The following is a 17,650-nucleotide window of genomic DNA, read 5'->3' as shown; positions in this document are numbered from 1 at the left end:
TCGCTGGGCGATCGTGCGACAGAGCACGATCCGTTCGAGACTCGATGCATTCGAAAGAAGTGAAGCCTGTGATCGCCGCCCGGCCAGTCGGCCGTCGCTGAGCGTTCTTCCGCCAGCGGCGGTCCTGCGTAGTCACACGTCCACCCGCAGGTGTTTCTTCTTCCTTCTTTCGTAAAGGCTTACTTCATCATGGATCTGCGCATCCAGCGCTGTGTCGTGTCCAATCTCCGTTCCCGGCCGAAGGTTCTCGAGATCGGCCCGTTCGTGGCCGGCCTCGACCCGGACACCGAGAGCCCTTTCATCAACTACGCCTCGCCGGAACCCGGCGTCCCGATCACGCCGGCCGACATCGCCGAGCTGATCAGCGCCTTCGCCGGTGCGGGACGCAAACCCCGCCTGGAGTACGTCACGAGTTGCGCCCCGGAACTGGAGAATCTGCTGCTCGCGGCCGGGTTCACCGTCGAGGAACGCAACCAGTACCTGATCTGCCCACCTGATCGGCTGAACGAGTACCCCGTACCGGATGGCCTGATCTTGGCGGAACCGACGACGGACCCGGACCGGGCCGGAGTGGTCGCCGCGCAGAATGCGGCCTTCGGTGACCTGCCGGACGAGGATTCCGAGGTCGCGGTGGCCCGGATGCGCCGCAATCAGGACCGGGGCGGGGTCGTGCTCGGTGCCCGCACCGCCGACGGCGAATGGGTCGGCGGCGGCCAGGCCGCACCGCCGAACGACAACGTCAGTGAGGTCGCCGGGATCGCCGTGCGCGAGCCGTTCCGGCGGCGCGGGCTGGGTGCGGCGATCAGCGCGGGTGTCACCCGGCGGCTGTTCGACAGGGGCGTGGAGGTCGCCTGGCTGGAGGCCTCCGGTGACGACTCGTGGCGGGTCTACGAGCGGGTGGGTTACCGCCCAGCCGGGCACCGGCTGTACATCTCCCGCGAGGCGTAGCGCCGCGCTCAACGCGAGACGTAGGGCCACTCGCCGAACGCGAGGCGTGAGGGCCGCTCGCCGAACGCGAGGCGTGAGGGCCGCTCGCCGAACGCGAGACGCGAGGGCCGCTCGCCGAACGCGAGACGCGAGGGCCGCTCGCCGAACGCGAGGCGTGAGGGCCGCTCGCCGAACGCGAGACGCGAGGCGTAGGGCCACTCGCCGCACCTCAGACGCGAGGCGTGAGGGCGGATCGCGAAACGGCCGGTCCGGGACGGACCGGCCGTGAGCGGCATGATCGACCCGAAAGGCCACCGTGACAGGACTCTATGTTCGACCTGCTCCGATGCACCACGGTGCGACGATGTGGCCATGACCGTCGACTACACGGTGCGGCTGCGGTTCTCCGACGAGTCCCAGGCCGCGGCCACCCACACCAATCTCTCCGCGGTTCGGCTCGACGGGCGGGCGCTATGGATCGCGGGCGATGAGACGGCGACGATCGAGCGGCTGATCGCCGACGACGCGGAACGGCCCGTCGAGTTCGGGCAGGAGGCACGGTTCCGGCTGGCCGACTTCGTCGATCTGCCCGGCGTCGACGCCGACGAGGAGGCGGACGTGGAGGGGCTGGCCCGCACCGGTCACTTCCTCTGGGCGGTCGGCTCGCACAGTCTGCGCCGCAAGCAGATCAAGGACCGTCACGAGGGGCCGAAAGCGCTGCGCCGGCTGGCCCGGGTCGAGGGTCAGGCCAACCGGCAGATCCTGGTCCGGCTGCCGGTCACCGAGGTCGACGGGGTACCGACACCGGTTCGTGAACTGACCGTCGACGGGGTGCCGCACCGGGCCGCGTGCCTGAGTGCCCGCGACGACCTTCGGCGGCTGCTGCGCGACGACGAGCATCTGGGGCCGTTCCTGCCGATTCCGGGTAAGGACAACGGGCTGGACATCGAGGGCATCGCGGTCCGGGACGATCGGATCTTCCTCGGGCTGCGCGGGCCGGTGCTGCGCGGGTGGGCGTTCGTGCTGGAACTGCGGCCGTATGTGCTGGCCGACGAGCCGGGACGACTGCGACTGCACCGATTCGAGGACGGGTTGCCGTACCGCAAACATGTCCTTGATCTTGAAGGTCTGGGTGTTCGGGATCTCTGCCCGGCCGGGAACGACCTGCTGGTGCTGGCCGGGCCGACGATGGATCTGGACGGGCCGGTGCGCATCTACCGCTGGCACGACGCGTGTGTGGCGGAGGTGCCGACGATCGTGCGGCACGATCTGATCACCCGGGAACTGGAGCTGACCTTCGGCGAGGGCGACGATCACGCCGAGGGCCTGAGCCTGGTCGGGACCGATCGGGTGCTCGTCGTCTACGACAGCCCGGCAGCGGTGCGGCTGGAAGCGGACGGCGCGGTCGTCGCCGATGTCCTGAAACTCCCCTGATCCGGCGGGTCATCGCCGGCCGCCGGAAAATCGTCTGATGCGGCAGGTCTATGCACATCAGGCGACACTGGAGCTCGCGCCCGGAACCGATCCGGGCGCGCCCGGCGCGGCGATCACCGTGGCGCTCTGCGGGCGTGGGGAGCACGAGCCGCCGTGCCCGCTCGCGCCACACCACACCGCGGTGTCGCCGGTGGACGGCCGGCTGCGGTTGCGTGTGCTCTTCGCCACCGAGCCGAACCGGGTCGAGGACGTCCGAGACCGCATCGACGCGGCGCTGGCATCCGGCGACTGGCGGCTGATCGACTCCGGCTGCGCCCGGCTGGACCCCGCCGAACGGCCGCACGGTCGCCGCCTGCTGCGCCCGGCCGGACCCCGCTGAACGCCTGCACGGTCGCCGCGCTGCCTGCTGCGGCCTCAACCGCGGGCGGGGTGACCGGCCTGCGTGGGGCCGAGGAAAGCGGGCAACGCCGCCGCCGCGTCCGCGACTGGACCGCGCCAGGCCACGTAGCCGTCGGGTCGGATCAACACCGCTTCGGTGGTGTCCGCCTCCGGGACGGCCACGAGGAGGCGTTCGCCGTACCCGACGAGGGGTTCGGGGGTGACCAGCACGTGCCGCCCGGACCGCAACGCCTGGTAGAGGCGGCTGCCGCCGCGAAGGGTGACATCCGCGGCCCGCGGTGCGCCCGGATATCCGATGCCGATGCCGGAGACGACGCCGGTCGCCCGGCGGACGACCGGCGGGAGGGCGAGCAGCGCCGCGCCGACGCCGTTGCGCAGGCCACGGGCGACCACGGACCGCATCATCGCCATGCGGATGAGGGCGCCACTGCTGCGCAGCACGAGTTCGCCGACCGGGTGGCGTTCGCTCTGGTAGGAGTCGAGGAGCCCGGCGGGCGCCCAGCCGTGGATGGTGGCGGCGAGTTTCCAGGACAGGTTCGCGGCGTCCTGCAGGCCGGTGTTCATGCCCTGGCCACCGGCCGGTGAATGCACGTGGGCGGCGTCGCCGGCCAGGAACACCCGGCCGACCCGGTAACGCGGGGCCTGCCGTTCGTCGCTGTGGAAACGGGACAGCCAGCGGGCCTCGGTGATGCCGAAGTCGGTGCCGTGGACCCGGCGGGTGACCGCGCGCATCTCGTCGAGGGTGACCGGAACGTCGTCGGAGACCTGGTGCCGGCGGTCCCAGGCGAAGATCCGATACCACCCGTCGCCGAAGGGCGCGACCATGGCGAACGCGTCGCCGACGGCGTTGACCGCGAGGACGTCCTCGGGCGGAGTGGCGAGGCGCACGTCGGCCAGCATGATCGAGGTGAGCACGGCCCGGCCGGGGAAGGGCAGGCCGAGCGACCGGCGGACGGTGCTGTGCGCGCCGTCGGTGCCGACCACCCAGTCGGCGGTGACGGTCCGGTCGTCGAACTCCAGGACGACCCGCTCCTCGTCCTGCCGCAGCGCGCCGAGGCTCGCACCGCGTTCGATCCGGGCGCCGGCGGCCAGTGCCCGCCGCTCCAGGGCCGCCTCGATCCGGTACTGCGGGGTGATCAACAGGAAGGGGTAGCGCGTCGGCAGACCGGTCAGGTCCAGACGGATCCGGTCGAACAGGCGCAGACGCTCGACCCGGGCCCCACCGGTCAGGATCTCGTCGGCAAGACCACGGGCGTCGAGCATTTCGAGGGTACGGGCATGGACGCCGAACGCCCGGGTCAGGTTGGACGTCTCCGACCGGCGTTCGAAGAGGGTGACCGGGATTCCGGCCAGGGCCAGGTCGCCGGCGAGGAGCAGCCCGGTCGGACCGGCTCCGATGATCGCGACGGTGGTGTGCATGACGGCTCCTCACTCGTTTGCCAACAACTGTTGGCAACCATAGGCACGCCGGAAAGATCGAGTCAACGGTTGTTGGCAAACAGGCGTTGGCATAAAGTGGGAGTCATGACCGCACGCCGTTCCGACGCCACCCGGGCCGCCATCCTGGTCGCCGCCCGGGAGCGCTTCGCCGCCGACGGGTTCGAGCGCGCCACCATCCGCGCCATCGCCGCCGACGCCCGGATCGACCCGTCGATGGTGATGCGCTACTACGGCAACAAGGAGGCGCTCTTCGCCGCCGCGGCCGATTTCGATCTGCGCCTACCCGACCTCGGCGACACCCCGCCCGACCGGACCGGCGCGGCGCTGGTCCGACACTTCCTGCACCGCTGGGAGAACGACGAGACCCTGATGGCCCTGCTGCGGACGGCCGTCACCAAGGAGGCCGCGGCCGAGCGGATGCGATCGGTCTTCGCCCAGCAGGTCGGCCCGGTCGCCGCCCGGCTCGCCCCCGATCCCGCACAGGCCGCCACCCGGGCCGGCCTGATCGCCACCCAGATGCTGGGTTTCGCGCTGTGCCGCTACATCCTCCGGCTGCCACCTGTGGTGGGCCTGACCGCGGAGGAGGCGGTCGACTGGCTGGCCCCGACCGTCCAGCGATACCTCACCGGCGACGCCTCATGAGAAAAGCCGGGCCGATGGAGATCCATCGGCCCGGCTTTCACCGGGTGAAACTATGCGCCGCGCAGCGTGGCGCCGAACCGGGACGAGGTCAGAGCCACCGCGGCGTCGCGGGCGGCGATGGTCTCCTCCGAGGTGAGCGTGCGGTCCGGGGCACGGAACGTCAGCTTGTAGGCCAGCGACCGCCTGTCCTCCCCCAGCTGCGCCGACTCGTAGACGTCGAAGAGCGCCACCGACTCGAGCAGCGACCCGGCGCCCTCGGACAGTGCGGCCTGCACCTCGGCGGCCGGAACCGCACGGTCCAGGACCAGGGCGACGTCGATCAGCGCGGGCGGGAACGTCGAGATCTTCGGGGCGTCCACCACCGGCGCGGCCGGCAGGGCGTCCAGGCTGATCTCGGCGGCCGACGTCCGCTTCGGCAGGTCGAGGGCGGCCAGCACCGCGGGGTGCAGTTCGCCGGCGTGACCGACCACGGTGCCGTCGACCAGGACGGCCGCGCACCGGCCCGGATGCCACGGCGCGTGCTCGGCTGCCCGTACCGTGATCCGGTCCTCGGCGATGCCCGCCGCAGAGATCGCGACGCGCGCCGCCTCGATGGCGTCCGCCCAGGTCGCGGCCCGTCCGGCACCCCACCAGCCGGCCGGCTCGATGTCGCCGGCCAGCACCACGCCGAGGTGCCACGGCTGCTCGGGGACGATCGCGTTGGCCGCCGCCCACTCGGCGTTGGCCGGGCGCCGGTCCACCCCCAGCACGGGCGGGGCGGTCGAGGTCAGGTGCGGCAGGAACACCGTGCCCGCCTCGTAGAGCGCCACGTCCCGGCGGCCCCGGCTCAGGTTCCGCTTGAGCGTGCCGAGCAGCGGGCCGAGCAGCGTGGTACGCAGCAACGGCTCCTCCTCGGACAGTGGGTTGGTGAGCCGCACCGCACTGCGACGCGGATCCGCCGGGGGTAGGCCGAGGGCGTCGGCGGTGCCCGGTGACACGAACGGGTACGACAGCACCTCGACGTAGCCGTTCTCGGCGAGCGCACGACCGATCGACCGGCGCTGCTTCTGCGCCGGGGTGAGGCCACGGCTGGCCCCGGCCGGCGGCAGCACGCTCGGGATCTCGTTGTAACCGCCGAGCCGCGCCACCTCCTCGATCAGGTCGATCGGGGCGACCAGGTCGGGACGCCAGGTCGGCGGCACGACGCTGAGCACCTCGTCACCGCTGACCTCGCAGCCGATCTTGCGCAGCAGCTCAGCGGCCTGTGCACCGGTGTAGGGCAGACCGATGAGGCGGGACGGTGCCTCGGCCGGAAGCGTGAGCGCAACCGGCGCCACCACGTTGTCGATGTCAAGCACCAGCGGAGAGGCGGTACCGCCCGCGTGCTCGACCAGGATGTCGACGGCCTTCTGCAGCGCGGCGAGCGGCAGCGCCGGGTCGACACCCCGCTCCCACCGCTTGGCGGCCTCACTGAACAGCCTGTGCCGGCGTGCGGTCCGGCCGACCATGACCGGGTCCCAGTGAGCGGCTTCGAGGAGCACGTTGACCGTGCCCTCCTGCCACTCGCTGGTCTCGCCGCCCATGACGGCGGCGAGCGAGATCGGGCCGGTGTCGTCGCAGATCACCATGTCCTCGGCGTCGAGCGCCCGCGCGACACCGTCCAGGGTGGTCAGCTTCTCACCGGCCCGGGCCCGCCGGACGAGCAGGCCGCCGCGCAAGCGGTCCAGGTCGAAGACGTGCATCGGCTGACCGAATTCGAGCATCAGGTAGTTGGTGATGTCGACGGGCAGCGAGATGGCCCGGATGCCGGCCTGGACCAGGCGTCGCTGCATCCACTCCGGAGACTGCGCGTTCGGGTCGAGACCGCGGACGACACGGGCCGCGAACCGGTCACAGCCCACGACGTCGTCGATCGTGATCGGATGCGGAACGTCCGCCGTGCCCGCCGAGAAATCCACGGCGGCAGGATCGACGAACCCGACGTTGAAGTACGTGGCGAGCTCCCGCGCGATGCCACGGACGCTCATCTCGTAGCCCCGGTCCGGCGTGATCTCGACCTCGATGAGCACGTCGTCCAGGCCGACGATCGGGCGGGCGTCGAGGCCGGGCACCAGATCGTCGGAAACCGGCAGCACGATGATGCCGGAGTGATCCCCGGACAGGCCGAGCTCGGCCGCCGAGCAGATCATGCCGTTGGAGTTGCGCCCGTAGGTCTTGCGCGCACCGATCTTGAACCCGCCCGGCAGCTCCCCACCGGGCAGGATCACGACGACGAGGTCGCCCTCGGCGAAGTTCCGGGCGCCGCAGACGATCTCCTGCGGCTCCGGGTTGCCGACGTCGACGGTGCAGAAGCGGATCGGCTTCTTGAAACCGGTCAGCTCCTCGATCGTCAGCACCCGGCCGACGACCAGGTCACCGAGGATCGTCCCGGCCTGGTCGACGATGCCCTCGACCTCCATGCCGAGGTTGGTGAGCGCCGCGTCCAGCTCCGAAGCCGTGATCCCCGCGGGCAGCTCGACGTACTCGCGCAGCCACGACAGTGACGTCTTCATGACTTCAGGACTCCATTCCGAAGTTCGTGGTGAACCGCACGTCGCCCTCGACCATGTCGCGCATGTCGGAGACGCCGTTACGGAACATCAGGGTCCGCTCGACACCCATGCCGAACGCGAACCCGCTGTAGCGCGCGGGGTCGATGCCGCACGCGGTGAGGACCCGCGGGTTGACCATGCCGCAGCCACCCCACTCGACCCAGCGCGGGCCGTCCCGGTGCTCGGCGAACCAGACGTCGAACTCGGCGGACGGCTCGGTGAACGGGAAGTAGTGCGGCCGCCAGCGGGTCTTCGCGTCCGGGCCGAACAGCGCCTTGGCGAAGTGGTCGAGGGTGCCGCGCAGGTGCGCCATGGTGATGCCCTCGTCGATGACCAGGCCTTCGATCTGGTGGAACACCGGGCTGTGGGTGGCGTCCAGCTCATCGGTCCGGTAGACGCGACCGGGGCTGACCACGTAGATCGGCGGCTGCCGGTCCAGCATGGTGCGCACCTGGCCGGGCGACGTGTGGGTGCGCATGACCAGGCCGGGCAGATCGACGAAGAACGTGTCGGAGGCGCCGCGGACCGGGTTGTCCGGACCGATGTTGAGCGCGTCGAAGTTGGCCCACTCCAGCTCCAGCTGGGGACCGTCGACGATCTCGTAGCCCATGCCCATGAAGATGTCGCCCATGTGCTCCATGAGCGTGGTCAGCGGGTGCCGGGCGCCGCGCGGGCGGCGCGACCACGGCAGGGTGACGTCGACGCGCTCCTCGACCAGGACGCGGGCGGCCCGGTCGGCCTCCAACTCGGCCTGGCGGGCGTCGTAGGCGGCCTGCACGGCCTGGCGGGCGACGTTGACGCGCTTGCCGGCGTCGGACTTCGCGGCCGGCGGCAGCGAGCCGATCTCGCGGCGGGCCAGCGACACCGGGGAACGGTCGCCGAGGTGGGCGGGCTTCAGGGCCTGGAGCGCGTCGAGGTCGGCGGCGGCGGCGAACGCCTTCTCGGCCTCCGCCACGGCGCTCTCAAGCGACTCGGGTGCCAGCAGGACAGCCTGCTTCGGATCGTACGGATCGTTGCGGTAGGACATGGCTGGGCGAACTCCCTAACACCGGATTTGCCATCGGGGCGTCGCTGCTGAGCGCAGCGAAGGCCGCGGAGATGCGACAAAGCTGGAACAGTCTACGGAGGCACGGCTGAGCCGCGGCCCGCCGGTCAGGGAGTTGCGCGCAGAAGTGTCAGATCCGGCGCCCGCGACCAGCGGGCCGGATAAACGAAAGCCGACGACCTGACATGCGGCTCAGCATACCCTCAGCGCTGGGCGCGGGCCGAGGCATATAAACAGACCGCGGCGGCGGCGGCCAGGTTCAGGCTCTCGGCGCCACCGTAGATCGGCACGCGAACCCGGCGATCCGCCCCGTCGAGCAAAGAAGAGGGCAGGCCATGGGCCTCCGAACCGAACAACCATGCGGTACGGGCACCGAGCTGCCCACCATCGAGGAGGGAGTCCACGTCGTCCTCGCCGGTGCCGCTTGTCGCCAGCACCTGCAGCCCGTTGTCCTGGAGCAGTTCCACCACACCGAGCGGGGAGCGGACGACGTCCACATGGAACAGCGAGCCGGCGGACGACCGTACACACTTGCCGTTGTAGGGGTCGACGGCGTCGCCGGCGAAGATGACCGCCCCGGCGCCCGCCGCATCCGCCGTGCGCAGCACGGTCCCGGCGTTGCCGGGGTCCCGGATCTCGGCGACCACCGCGACCAGTCGCGGGTTCTTCGCCAGGGCCTCCCCGATCGGCACGTCGTTCTGCTCGCAGACGGCGACCAGGCCCTGCGGCTGGACGGTCTCGGCCAGCGCGGCCAGCGCCTCGTCGGTGACCGGCGACAACTCGGGGGCGAGCGCGGCCAGGTCGGCGTGCCTGTCGATCGCGGCCGGGGTCGCGAACAGCTCGATCACCGCGTCGGCGGCGAGCGCTTCCCGGACGGCCTGCGGACCCTCGGCCAGGAAGCGGCCGGTCTGGTCCCGGTCCCGGCGGCGCTGGAGACGGCGGGCGGCGACGATGCGGGGGGTACGGGGCGTGAACATGATCTCCTCACGACGATGCCTCCCGATCCGAAGATCGGGAGGCATCAAAACGTGCTACGCGATAGTGAAGGTTTGTTCGCGACGGTGGAGACCACCGCCGCGAACAACCTTCATCAGGCAGCCTGAGCGGCGGCGCCGCCGGTGCCCTCGGCCGCGACGGCCGCACGAGCGATCTCGACGATGGCGGCGAACGCGGCCTCGTCGTGGACCGCGAGGTCGGCCAGGATCTTGCGGTCGACCTCGACCTCGGCCAGCTTCAGGCCCTGGATCAGGCGGTTGTAGGTCAGGCCGTTGGCCCGAGCAGCCGCGTTGATACGGGTGATCCACAGCTGACGGAAGTCGCCCTTGCGGTCACGGCGGTCACGGTACGAGTACTGCATCGAGTGCAGCACCTGCTCCTTGGCCTTCCGGTACAGGCGGGAGCGCTGACCGCGGTAGCCGCTCGCGGTCTCGAGCAGGGTGCGGCGCTTCTTCTGGGCGTTTACCGCCCGCTTGACGCGTGCCATTTCTAGTTACTCCTTCAGGAAAACCGGGTCAGGCGCGCGTCAGCGGCCCAGAAGCTTCTTCACACGAGCGGTGTCGGCCTTGGCCACGGTGACCGTGCCGGTCATCCGGCGGGTGACACGGGAGCTCTTGTGCTCCAGGAGGTGACGCTTACCGGCCTGCTCGGTGACGAGCTTTCCCTTGCCGGTGACCTTCACCCGCTTACCCATGCCGGTGTGGCTCTTCATCTTCGGCACTTGACGCCTCTTTCTGATCTTTCCCCGCGACCGGGGGGACGCGGGAAAAAGCTGACTGAACTACTCTGCGGTGGTCTCGGCAGGAGCTGCCGGCGTTACGTCGGCGCCTTCGCCCTCACGCGGCTCACGGGCGGGCTTGGCGCCGGCGGCGACAGCAGCGACCGCAGCGGCCTTGGTGGCCCGGTGCGGAGCCAGAACCATGATCATGTTCCGGCCGTCCTGCTTCGGGCTGGCCTCGACGAAGCCGAGCTCCGAGATCTCCTCGCTGAGCCGGCGCAGGAGCCGGAATCCCAGCTCGGGGCGACTCTGCTCACGACCACGGAACATGATCGTCACCTTGACCTTGTCGCCCGCCTTGAGGAACCGCACCACGTGACCCTTTTTGGTCTCGTAGTCGTGCGGGTCGATCTTCGGCCGCAGCTTCATTTCCTTGATGACGGTCTGCTGCTGGTTGCGCCGCGCTTCGCGGGCCTTGAGTGCGCTCTCGTACTTGAACTTGCCGAAGTCCATGAGCTTGCACACCGGCGGCCGCGCCATCGGAGCAACCTCGACCAGATCCAGATCGACGTCCGCGGCCAGCTGGAGAGCACGCTCGAGCGGCACGATGCCGACCTGCTCACCCTCCGGACCGACCAGACGGACCTCACGAGCCCGGATCTGTTCGTTCACGCGTGGTTCGACGCTGATGGGGCCTCCTCAGTTGATACCTCACCCGGCCAGGTAGGTCGGGCGCTGCCAATGTCGGTCGGCCCCGAGTGTCCCGAGATGGGACGCCGGGAAAGTAGAAGGCCCCGTCTGCTCTCCCGAAGGAGGGCACGCCGGGGCCCGCTCGACCGGTCATCGGCGCCCAGAGGAGGACGCGCACCAGGCAGGAGATATTCCCCTACCAGGGAGACCGGACCCGGCCACGGTCAGTGACTCGGGTGGGAACCAGCGGGCTCCTCTTTCGCGCCCACTCAAACAAGTGGTGGGCGTGGTCGACTGCCCGCCATCCTATCAGGCGCCGAGCCGGCCCTGACCTGCCCTCCCGGCCCTCGCCGCACTGCGGTGCGGTCGGTCAGGTAGTGGCAGCCGCATGAAGAGCCCGCAGGGTGCGAACGCCGTCCAACGCGTAGTCCTTGTCCACGGCCTGCAACGCGTGCACCGGGACCTGATCGTCGTTCTCCAGCTCCAGATGCGCCCACGCGGAGTTCCGGTCGAACCGGACCGCCCGGACCACCGACCACGGCAGGTCGTAACCACCGATCACGTTGCGCACCCGCACCCCGGCGTCGTCGGCGGTCACCCGCGGCCGACAGAACAGCAGGATGCCGAGGCCGAGCAGGACACCCAGCCCGATCATCGCGAGCTGGTCACCGCGCTGGAAGCTGGCCTTCGAGTTCTGGAAGCCGGCCGACCCGGTCAGGCCGAAGCTGAGCACGGTGAACAGCAGCATGATGCCCGCGGCGAGCGGACCGGCGACCCAGCGGATCCTCTTCGGACGAAACAGTACGGCGGTCATCAGAGCCTGCAGTTCGCGATGTCGGTGACGAGGATGGCACGGGCACCCAGGTCGTACAGCTCGTCCATGACCCGGTGCACGTCACTGCGCTGGACCATCGCCTCGACGGCGACCCAGCCCTCCCGGTGCAGCGGGGAGACGGTCGGCGACTCGATGCCGGGGGTCAGGCCGGTGGCCTGGTCGAGCAGGTCGGCGCGGACGTCGTACGCCAGCATCACGAAGTTTCTCGCGACCAGCACGCCGTGCAGCCGGCGCAGCAACTGGGAGGCACCGGCCGGGGTCTCCCCCTCGCGCCCGATCAGGATCGCCGACGACTGCATGATCGGGTCGCCGATGGTGGCCAGGCCCGCCTGGCGCAGCGTCGCGCCGGTCTCCACCACGTCGGCGATCAGGTCGGCGACGCCGAGCCGGACCGCATTCTCCACCGCACCGTCGAGGCGCACCACGTCCGCCTTCAGCTCGTGCTCGGCCAGGTAGCGGCCGACCACACCGGGATAGGCGGTGGCGATCCGACGGCCGCCGATCTCGTCGACGCCGGTGAGCGTCCCGGCCGGGGCGGCCCAGCGGAACGTGGCCCGGCCGAAGTTCAGGTCGAGCAGCTCGGCGGCCGGGACCCCGGAGTCGACGAGCAGGTCACGGCCGGTGATCCCGAGATCCAGATCACCCGAGCCGACATAGGTCGCGATGTCCTTGGGCCGCAGGTAGAAGAACTCGACGTTGTTGGCTTCGTCACGGCAGATCAGATCTTTGGGGTCGGTGCGCTGGCGGTAACCGGCGTCCCGCAACATCTGTGACGCCGGTGCGGACAGGGTGCCCTTGTTCGGAATGGCGATGCGCAGCATGACGTGCTCCTTCAAGGTGTGAACGGGTCTTGTGGACGCGTGTCACAGATGTCGGTAGACGTCCTTGAGCTCGAGACCCGTCGCGATCATCAGAACCTGGGCCTGGTAGAGCAGCTGGGAGATCTCCTCGGCAGCGCGTTCCGGCCCCTCGTGCTCGGCGGCCATCCACGACTCGGCCGCCTCCTCGACGACCTTCTTGCCGATGAAGTGGACTCCGCGTTCGAGTGCCTCGACGGTGCCCGAACCGGGTGTCTTGTCCGCTGCCTTGCTTTGCAACTCGGCAAACAGTTCTTCGAACGTCTTCACGAGGACCGATTGTGGCAGCTCATCACGTCTTGACGACGAACGGCCCCAGCCCGTGGGACGTCTTCTAAGCTCCCGGGCATGGTCAGCCGATTCACCCCCGTTGCCCTCGGCGGCGCAGCCCTGCTGCTAGCCGCGTTGACGGCATGTGCCCCCGCAGACGAAGACGAGACGACCGCCACACCGTCGGCCGCCCCGACCGCCACGTGTGACCCGGCCTCGCTGAAGACCCTGACCGCCGGAAAGCTCACCGTCGGCACCGACACTCCGGCCTACGAGCCGTGGTTCGCCGACAACAAGCCGGACAACGGCAAGGGCTTCGAGTCCGCCGTCGCCTACCAGGTCGCCCAGCGTCTCGGGTACCAGCAGTCCGACGTGGTCTGGGCGCAGGTCGGGTTCAACAACGCGATCGCGCCGGGCCCGAAGGCGTTCGACATCGACGTCAACCAGTTCTCCATCACCGACGAGCGCAAGAAGGCTGTCGACTTCTCGTCGCCCTACTACCTGGTGCGCCAGACGGTGATCACCACCAAGGGCTCGAAGATCGCCGGCGCCAAGACACTGGCCGATCTGAAGGACGCCAAGCTCGGCGCCCAGGTCGGGACCACCAGCTACCAGGCCATCACCGACGTGATCAAGCCGGCCGGGCAGCCGCAGGTGTTCAACAACAACGACGACGCCAAGAAGGCGCTGGAGAACGGCACCGTCGACGGCATCGTGGTGGACCTGCCGACCGCGTTCTACATGACCGGCGCCGAACTGGAGAACGGCGTGATCGTCGGCCAGCTCGCCCAGGTCGGTGTGCCCGAGCAGTTCGGCATCGTGCTCGACAAGGGCTCGCCGCTGACCGGCTGCGTCAGCAAGGCGGTCGACCAGCTCCGCCAGGACGGCACCCTCGCCGTGCTGGAGAAGACGTGGCTCGCCGACACCGCCGGGGCTCCCGAACTCCAGTGACGTACCAACCGAGCATCAGGCAACAGGAACGGATCGCCTACCGTCGCGGACGGGCGGTCCGTTCCGTTCTGCTGGCCGCCGCATCGACGGCCGTCGTCGGCGTCGGGCTCGCCGTCGGCATCACCGGCGCACCGGGCTGGGAGCGGGTCAAGGAGTCCTTCTTCGACCTCGACACCGCGCGGAAGTACCTGCCGCAGATCCTGGAAGGGCTCTGGCTCAACCTGAAACTGCTGGTGGTCTGCGCGACCCTGGCACTGGCGCTGGGCCTGCTGGTCGCGGTGCTGCGGACGTTGCGGGGGCCGGTATTCTTCCCGGTACGTGCCCTGGCCACCGGATACACATACTCGTTCCGAGGCCTGCCGCTGATCATCGTGCTCTACCTGTTCGCGTTCGGCATCCCCGGACTGCGGCTCAAGGGCACCCCCGACGTGCTGGTCCTGGGCGCCGCGGCGATCATCGTCACCTACGGCGCCTACCTGGCCGAGGTGTTCCGGGCCGGTATCGAGTCGGTCCATCCGAGCCAGATCGCGGCGGCCCGGTCGCTGGGTCTGAGCTACCGGCAGGCGATGCGCCACGTGGTGCTGCCGCAGGCGGTCCGGCGGGTCGCCCCGCCGCTGCTCAACGACACCGTCGCGCTGCAGAAGGACGTCGGCCTGATCTCGCTGGCCGGGCCGATCGACGCCATCCGAGCCGCCCAGATCGGCGTCGCCCAGGACGCCGACTTCACCCCGTACATCGTCGCCGGGGTTCTGTTCGTCCTGCTCGCCCTGCCGCTGATCGCGGTCACCGACTGGGTGACGCTGCGGGCGGCCCGCCGCCAGAACGCGGGGACCTGATGCTGCTCGAATGCCGGGACGTCCGGAAGGTCTTCGGGGACCACGTCATCCTCGACGGGCTCGCCCTCGACGTGGCCGAGCACGAGGTGGTGGCGTTGATCGGCGCCTCCGGTTCGGGCAAGTCGACCCTGCTGCGCTGCGTCAACCTGCTCGCCGAGATCGACGACGGCACGATCCACCTGGACGGCGAGGAGATCACCGACCCGCGGGCCGACGCCGACCGGGTACGCCAGCGGATCGGGCTGGTCTTCCAGTCGTACAACCTGTTCCCGCACATGACCGTGCTGGACAACATCACGCTGGCGCCGGTACGCGTACACCGACGGCCGTTGCCGGAGGCGAAGGACCAGGCAATGCAGTGGCTGGACCGGGTCGGCCTGGCCGACAAGTCGGGCGCCTACCCGGACCGGCTCTCCGGCGGCCAGCAGCAGCGGGTCGCCATCGTCCGTGCCCTGGTCAACAATCCCCGCCTGCTGCTGCTCGACGAGGTCACCTCGGCTCTCGACCCGGAACTGGTCGGCGAGGTGCTGTCGATGATCCGCGAGCTCAAGGGCGAGGGCATGACGATGGTGCTGGCCACCCACGAGATGGGGTTCGCCAAGCAGGTCGCCGACCGGGTCGCCTTCCTGGACTCCGGGCGGGTCCTCGAACAGGGGCCACCGGAGCAGGTGCTCGGCGACCCCGTCGAGGCGCGGACCCGTCAGTTCCTGACCCGGATCATCGACGCAGGAAGGCTTTAGCCCGCCGCTTCAGCGCGCCGGCCAGCTGCTTCGGGTCGCGCATCCGGGCCACCCGCCCGGCCAGCTGCGCGGCCCGGACGGCCCGGCCGCCGCGCAGCCGCCGCATCTCGTCGCGCATGGTGCGCAACTGCTGCTCCCGGGTGCGCAGCTGCTGGTCGCGGAACCGCATCGTGCGTTCCAGACCGAAGATGTGCCCGGCCTGCTCCGCCACCGTAGTCCGGGCGGCCTCCGCGTCGGCCAGTGCGCTGAGCAGGTCGGGCCGCTGCTCGACACCGGCGATCTCCCGGCCCCGCGCGAGGATCTCCGGGGTGGCCTCCACCCCGGACATCGCGAGCCACATGGTGACCAGGTCGTCGCCGTCGGCCATCCACGGCGGCCACGGGTGCCGCCGGTGACCGCCGATCAGCCGGTCCCGGAAACGGATCCAGGCCGCGGCGAGCGGGACGTCGCCGTCGCTGATCGAGACGAAGTCGTGGACCTCGTCGAAGAAGGCGCCGTCCGACAGCTTCGCGGCGTAGGCCCGGAAGCCCGGCACGTCCTCGGCCGCGGCCAGCCGGAACAGCACCGTCTCGGCCGACTCGGTGTCCGGCACCAGGCGGTCACCGAAACGCCAGCCGTCCGCGCGCAGGTCGACGGCTCCGGACGGGGTGTAGGCGGTGTGTGCCGGGCCGCCCTCGCCGAGCACGACGAGCCATCGCGGCGCGACGGCGTCGAGCATCCCGGCCCGTGCCGCGGCTTCCGCAGCGTCGGTCACCGGCGCGAGCACGGGCGTCCTCTCGGCCTCGGCCGCGAGTCCGGCGAGGGCGATCCCGACGCCGGGCAATCCCCATGCGGTACGGGCGAGAGCACCCGAATCCAGCAGGGTGTGCCCGAACCACGCGTACCGCCGTGTGGACGTCCCGAGCGCCGCCTCCAGTTGGGCTGCCGACGAGGGCCGCCGCGGGTCGTCACGCAGCGGCCGCCACTCGTCGTCGCCGTACCGGTCCTTGAGGGGCCGCTGGTCCAGTAGTGCGGTGATCGAGAACCCGTTCTCCACCCCGATCACCACCAGTGCGCCCGGTGCGGCCAGCCCCCGCAGCAGAGCGGCCCGCTCCGGCCAGTCCAGAGCCGGCGAGTCCGGGCCGAGCAGCCGGTCCAGCCCGTCCGCGGCGATCACCACGTGGTACGGCTCGGGCCGCTGATCGGCCAGCCCGTCGAGGGCCCCGGCGACCACGGTGTGCCGGCCGCCGCGCAGCGCCTCGGCGTCGCTGACCGAGCGGAGCAGCACCGTGACGTCCCCGCTGCGGCCCGCTACCAGCTCGAGCACGGCTGCGTCGTGCGGCCCGGCGACCAGGACGCGGCCCGCCTTCGGGGGCAGCAGGTCGGCGAGGAGGCCGACGAGCGCCGGACCGCCGGTGGGCTGGTCGTCGGTCCACGGCTGGATCTCGCCCCGGACGACGGGCGGCAGCTTGGTCTCAGTCACGGGGGTTCCAATCGAAGAGCATGCGCATCTCGGCCGGCGGCATCAGGTGGTGCCGGCCGAGTTCGATGTCGGTGGTGGCGCGGGCGGCCGCCAGGTCGATCTCCTTGCCGAGCATCTCCGGCCACAGGCGGGCGATTCGGGCCTGCCCGCCGAAGAGCGGGTCGTCGCCCTCCAACGACATCGGGTCGCCGTAGACGGCCGGTTCGCAACCGGCCGCGACGCCGAAGAAGACGGCGGTGCTCAGCCGGTTCGCGGCGACCCGCTTGAACCGGCGGAACGTCTCCAGCTGCTTGTAGAGGAAGCGCCGGTCGGTGCCCTCGTAGTTCCAGCCGCGCTTGCCGAAGCAGATCACCTCGAAGCCGGCCTTCTCGTAGGCCCGCCGCACCTCGCGCCGCTCGAACTCGGTGTAGTACAGGCTGATCGTGACCGGCTCGGACTCGGTCTCCTTGATCTCGCTGATCAGGCGGGCGTGGTCACCCTCGATCTTCCCGCCCCGGCCGCCACCCTCCCAGCCGTGGAAGAGGAACCACAGCGTGCCGCGCCGCTCGTGCTCGGGCACCACTCCGAGGGTCGGCTCGAGCCGGTCCAGGTACAGGAACGGCGCGCCGACCACGTGATAGTCGCGGCGACCGAGCGAGTGACCGCGGCGGCGGGGCGCGTCGCTCCAGGTGTAACGCCAGGCCCCGGCGAAGAACTCGTGCACCGGATTCCAGCCGCACCCGACGTTCCACCCGTGCTGGAGGTAACCGCGGATCCGCGGCGGATGCTCGTCGTCCAGCCCGCAGTAGCGGGCCAGGATGTGCGCCTGGCCGTAGTAGTGGTTGTGGTGATGCATCGG

The 17,650-nt window shown here is 70.4% G+C and carries 19 protein-coding genes; 7 read left to right on the top strand and 12 right to left on the bottom strand.

Annotated elements, in window-relative coordinates; all coding sequences use genetic code 11:
* Positions 1–189: 189 nt before the first annotated feature.
* The 3 genes from Q0Z83_RS53715 to Q0Z83_RS53705 all read left to right on the top strand — a co-directional run bounded on the left by Q0Z83_RS53715 (position 190) and on the right by Q0Z83_RS53705 (position 2,740).
* Positions 190–948 (top strand): GNAT family N-acetyltransferase, encoded by a 759-nt coding sequence (locus Q0Z83_RS53715; RefSeq protein WP_317791291.1) that lies wholly within the window; start codon positions 190–192, stop codon positions 946–948.
* Positions 949–1,299: 351 nt separating this feature from the next.
* The gene (locus Q0Z83_RS53710; RefSeq protein WP_317791290.1) at positions 1,300–2,361 is read left to right on the top strand and encodes a DUF3616 domain-containing protein; all 1,062 of its coding nucleotides are present in this window, start codon (positions 1,300–1,302) and stop codon (positions 2,359–2,361) included.
* 37 nt (positions 2,362–2,398) lie between these two features.
* Positions 2,399–2,740, top strand: coding sequence for a hypothetical protein (locus Q0Z83_RS53705; protein WP_317791289.1), 342 nt, complete (start codon positions 2,399–2,401; stop codon positions 2,738–2,740).
* A 35-nt stretch (positions 2,741–2,775) separates the two neighbouring features.
* Here the strand turns inward: Q0Z83_RS53705 and Q0Z83_RS53700 are convergent, their stop codons facing one another.
* Entirely contained in the window at positions 2,776–4,179 is a 1,404-nt protein-coding gene (locus Q0Z83_RS53700; RefSeq protein WP_317791288.1) for an FAD-dependent monooxygenase, read from the bottom strand.
* Between the two features lie 105 nt (positions 4,180–4,284).
* Here Q0Z83_RS53700 and Q0Z83_RS53695 point away from each other — a divergent pair, with 105 nt between their 5' ends.
* Positions 4,285–4,842, top strand: a complete 558-nt coding sequence (locus Q0Z83_RS53695) for a TetR/AcrR family transcriptional regulator (RefSeq protein ID WP_317791287.1) — start codon at positions 4,285–4,287, stop codon at positions 4,840–4,842.
* A gap of 50 nt (positions 4,843–4,892) precedes the next feature.
* Here Q0Z83_RS53695 and pheT read toward each other — a convergent pair whose 3' ends face one another.
* From pheT to Q0Z83_RS53650, 9 genes are all read right to left on the bottom strand, one after another.
* Positions 4,893–7,373, bottom strand: a complete 2,481-nt coding sequence (gene pheT / locus Q0Z83_RS53690; RefSeq protein ID WP_317791286.1) for a phenylalanine--tRNA ligase subunit beta — start codon at positions 7,371–7,373, stop codon at positions 4,893–4,895.
* A gap of 4 nt (positions 7,374–7,377) precedes the next feature.
* A complete protein-coding gene (locus Q0Z83_RS53685) occupies positions 7,378–8,439 on the bottom strand; it encodes a phenylalanine--tRNA ligase subunit alpha (protein ID WP_317791285.1) in 1,062 nt (353 codons plus the stop codon).
* A gap of 221 nt (positions 8,440–8,660) precedes the next feature.
* Positions 8,661–9,434 carry a TrmH family RNA methyltransferase gene (locus Q0Z83_RS53680; protein ID WP_317791284.1) on the bottom strand — a complete coding sequence of 258 codons (774 nt, stop codon included), beginning with the start codon at positions 9,432–9,434 and terminating at the stop codon, positions 8,661–8,663.
* A 113-nt stretch (positions 9,435–9,547) separates the two neighbouring features.
* On the bottom strand, positions 9,548–9,940 hold the full coding sequence (gene rplT, locus Q0Z83_RS53675; RefSeq protein ID WP_317791283.1) for a 50S ribosomal protein L20: 393 nt from the start codon (positions 9,938–9,940) through the stop codon (positions 9,548–9,550).
* A 39-nt stretch (positions 9,941–9,979) separates the two neighbouring features.
* Positions 9,980–10,174: a 50S ribosomal protein L35 gene (gene rpmI / locus Q0Z83_RS53670; protein ID WP_282764755.1), complete on the bottom strand. Its 195-nt coding sequence runs from the start codon at positions 10,172–10,174 to the stop codon at positions 9,980–9,982.
* A 60-nt stretch (positions 10,175–10,234) separates the two neighbouring features.
* Complete coding sequence (infC, locus tag Q0Z83_RS53665) at positions 10,235–10,843, bottom strand: translation initiation factor IF-3 (RefSeq protein ID WP_317791282.1); 609 nt, start codon at positions 10,841–10,843, stop codon at positions 10,235–10,237.
* A gap of 388 nt (positions 10,844–11,231) precedes the next feature.
* Positions 11,232–11,675 (bottom strand): PH domain-containing protein, encoded by a 444-nt coding sequence (locus Q0Z83_RS53660; RefSeq protein WP_317791281.1) that lies wholly within the window; start codon positions 11,673–11,675, stop codon positions 11,232–11,234.
* Complete coding sequence (gene hisG, locus Q0Z83_RS53655) at positions 11,675–12,517, bottom strand: ATP phosphoribosyltransferase (RefSeq protein WP_317791280.1); 843 nt, start codon at positions 12,515–12,517, stop codon at positions 11,675–11,677. The genes Q0Z83_RS53660 and hisG overlap by 1 nt, the downstream gene beginning before the upstream one ends.
* Positions 12,518–12,559: 42 nt before the next feature.
* On the bottom strand, positions 12,560–12,823 hold the full coding sequence (locus tag Q0Z83_RS53650) for a phosphoribosyl-ATP diphosphatase (protein ID WP_043528313.1): 264 nt from the start codon (positions 12,821–12,823) through the stop codon (positions 12,560–12,562).
* 78 nt (positions 12,824–12,901) lie between these two features.
* Here Q0Z83_RS53650 and Q0Z83_RS53645 point away from each other — a divergent pair, with 78 nt between their 5' ends.
* From Q0Z83_RS53645 to Q0Z83_RS53635, 3 genes are read left to right on the top strand one after another with little or no spacing between them, the layout of a single operon-like run.
* Positions 12,902–13,774: an ABC transporter substrate-binding protein gene (locus Q0Z83_RS53645; RefSeq protein WP_317791279.1), complete on the top strand. Its 873-nt coding sequence runs from the start codon at positions 12,902–12,904 to the stop codon at positions 13,772–13,774.
* Complete coding sequence (locus Q0Z83_RS53640; protein WP_317791278.1) at positions 13,771–14,610, top strand: amino acid ABC transporter permease; 840 nt, start codon at positions 13,771–13,773, stop codon at positions 14,608–14,610. Before Q0Z83_RS53645 ends, Q0Z83_RS53640 begins: the two co-directional genes overlap by 4 nt.
* A complete protein-coding gene (locus Q0Z83_RS53635) occupies positions 14,610–15,350 on the top strand; it encodes an amino acid ABC transporter ATP-binding protein (RefSeq protein WP_317791277.1) in 741 nt (246 codons plus the stop codon). Before Q0Z83_RS53640 ends, Q0Z83_RS53635 begins: the two co-directional genes overlap by 1 nt.
* Here Q0Z83_RS53635 and Q0Z83_RS53630 read toward each other — a convergent pair.
* Positions 15,328–16,812, bottom strand: coding sequence for a hypothetical protein (locus Q0Z83_RS53630; RefSeq protein WP_317791276.1), 1,485 nt, complete (start codon positions 16,810–16,812; stop codon positions 15,328–15,330). The genes Q0Z83_RS53635 and Q0Z83_RS53630 overlap by 23 nt on opposite strands.
* The gene (locus Q0Z83_RS53625; RefSeq protein ID WP_317791275.1) at positions 16,805–17,647 is read right to left on the bottom strand and encodes a hypothetical protein; all 843 of its coding nucleotides are present in this window, start codon (positions 17,645–17,647) and stop codon (positions 16,805–16,807) included. The genes Q0Z83_RS53630 and Q0Z83_RS53625 overlap by 8 nt, the downstream gene beginning before the upstream one ends.
* Positions 17,648–17,650: the final 3 nt, after the last annotated feature.

This window comes from Actinoplanes sichuanensis (assembly GCF_033097365.1).
GTDB lineage: Bacteria > Actinomycetota > Actinomycetes > Mycobacteriales > Micromonosporaceae > Actinoplanes > Actinoplanes sichuanensis.
The sequence above is the reverse complement of the archived record's forward strand: the minus strand, read 5'-3'. Positions and strand labels throughout refer to the sequence as shown.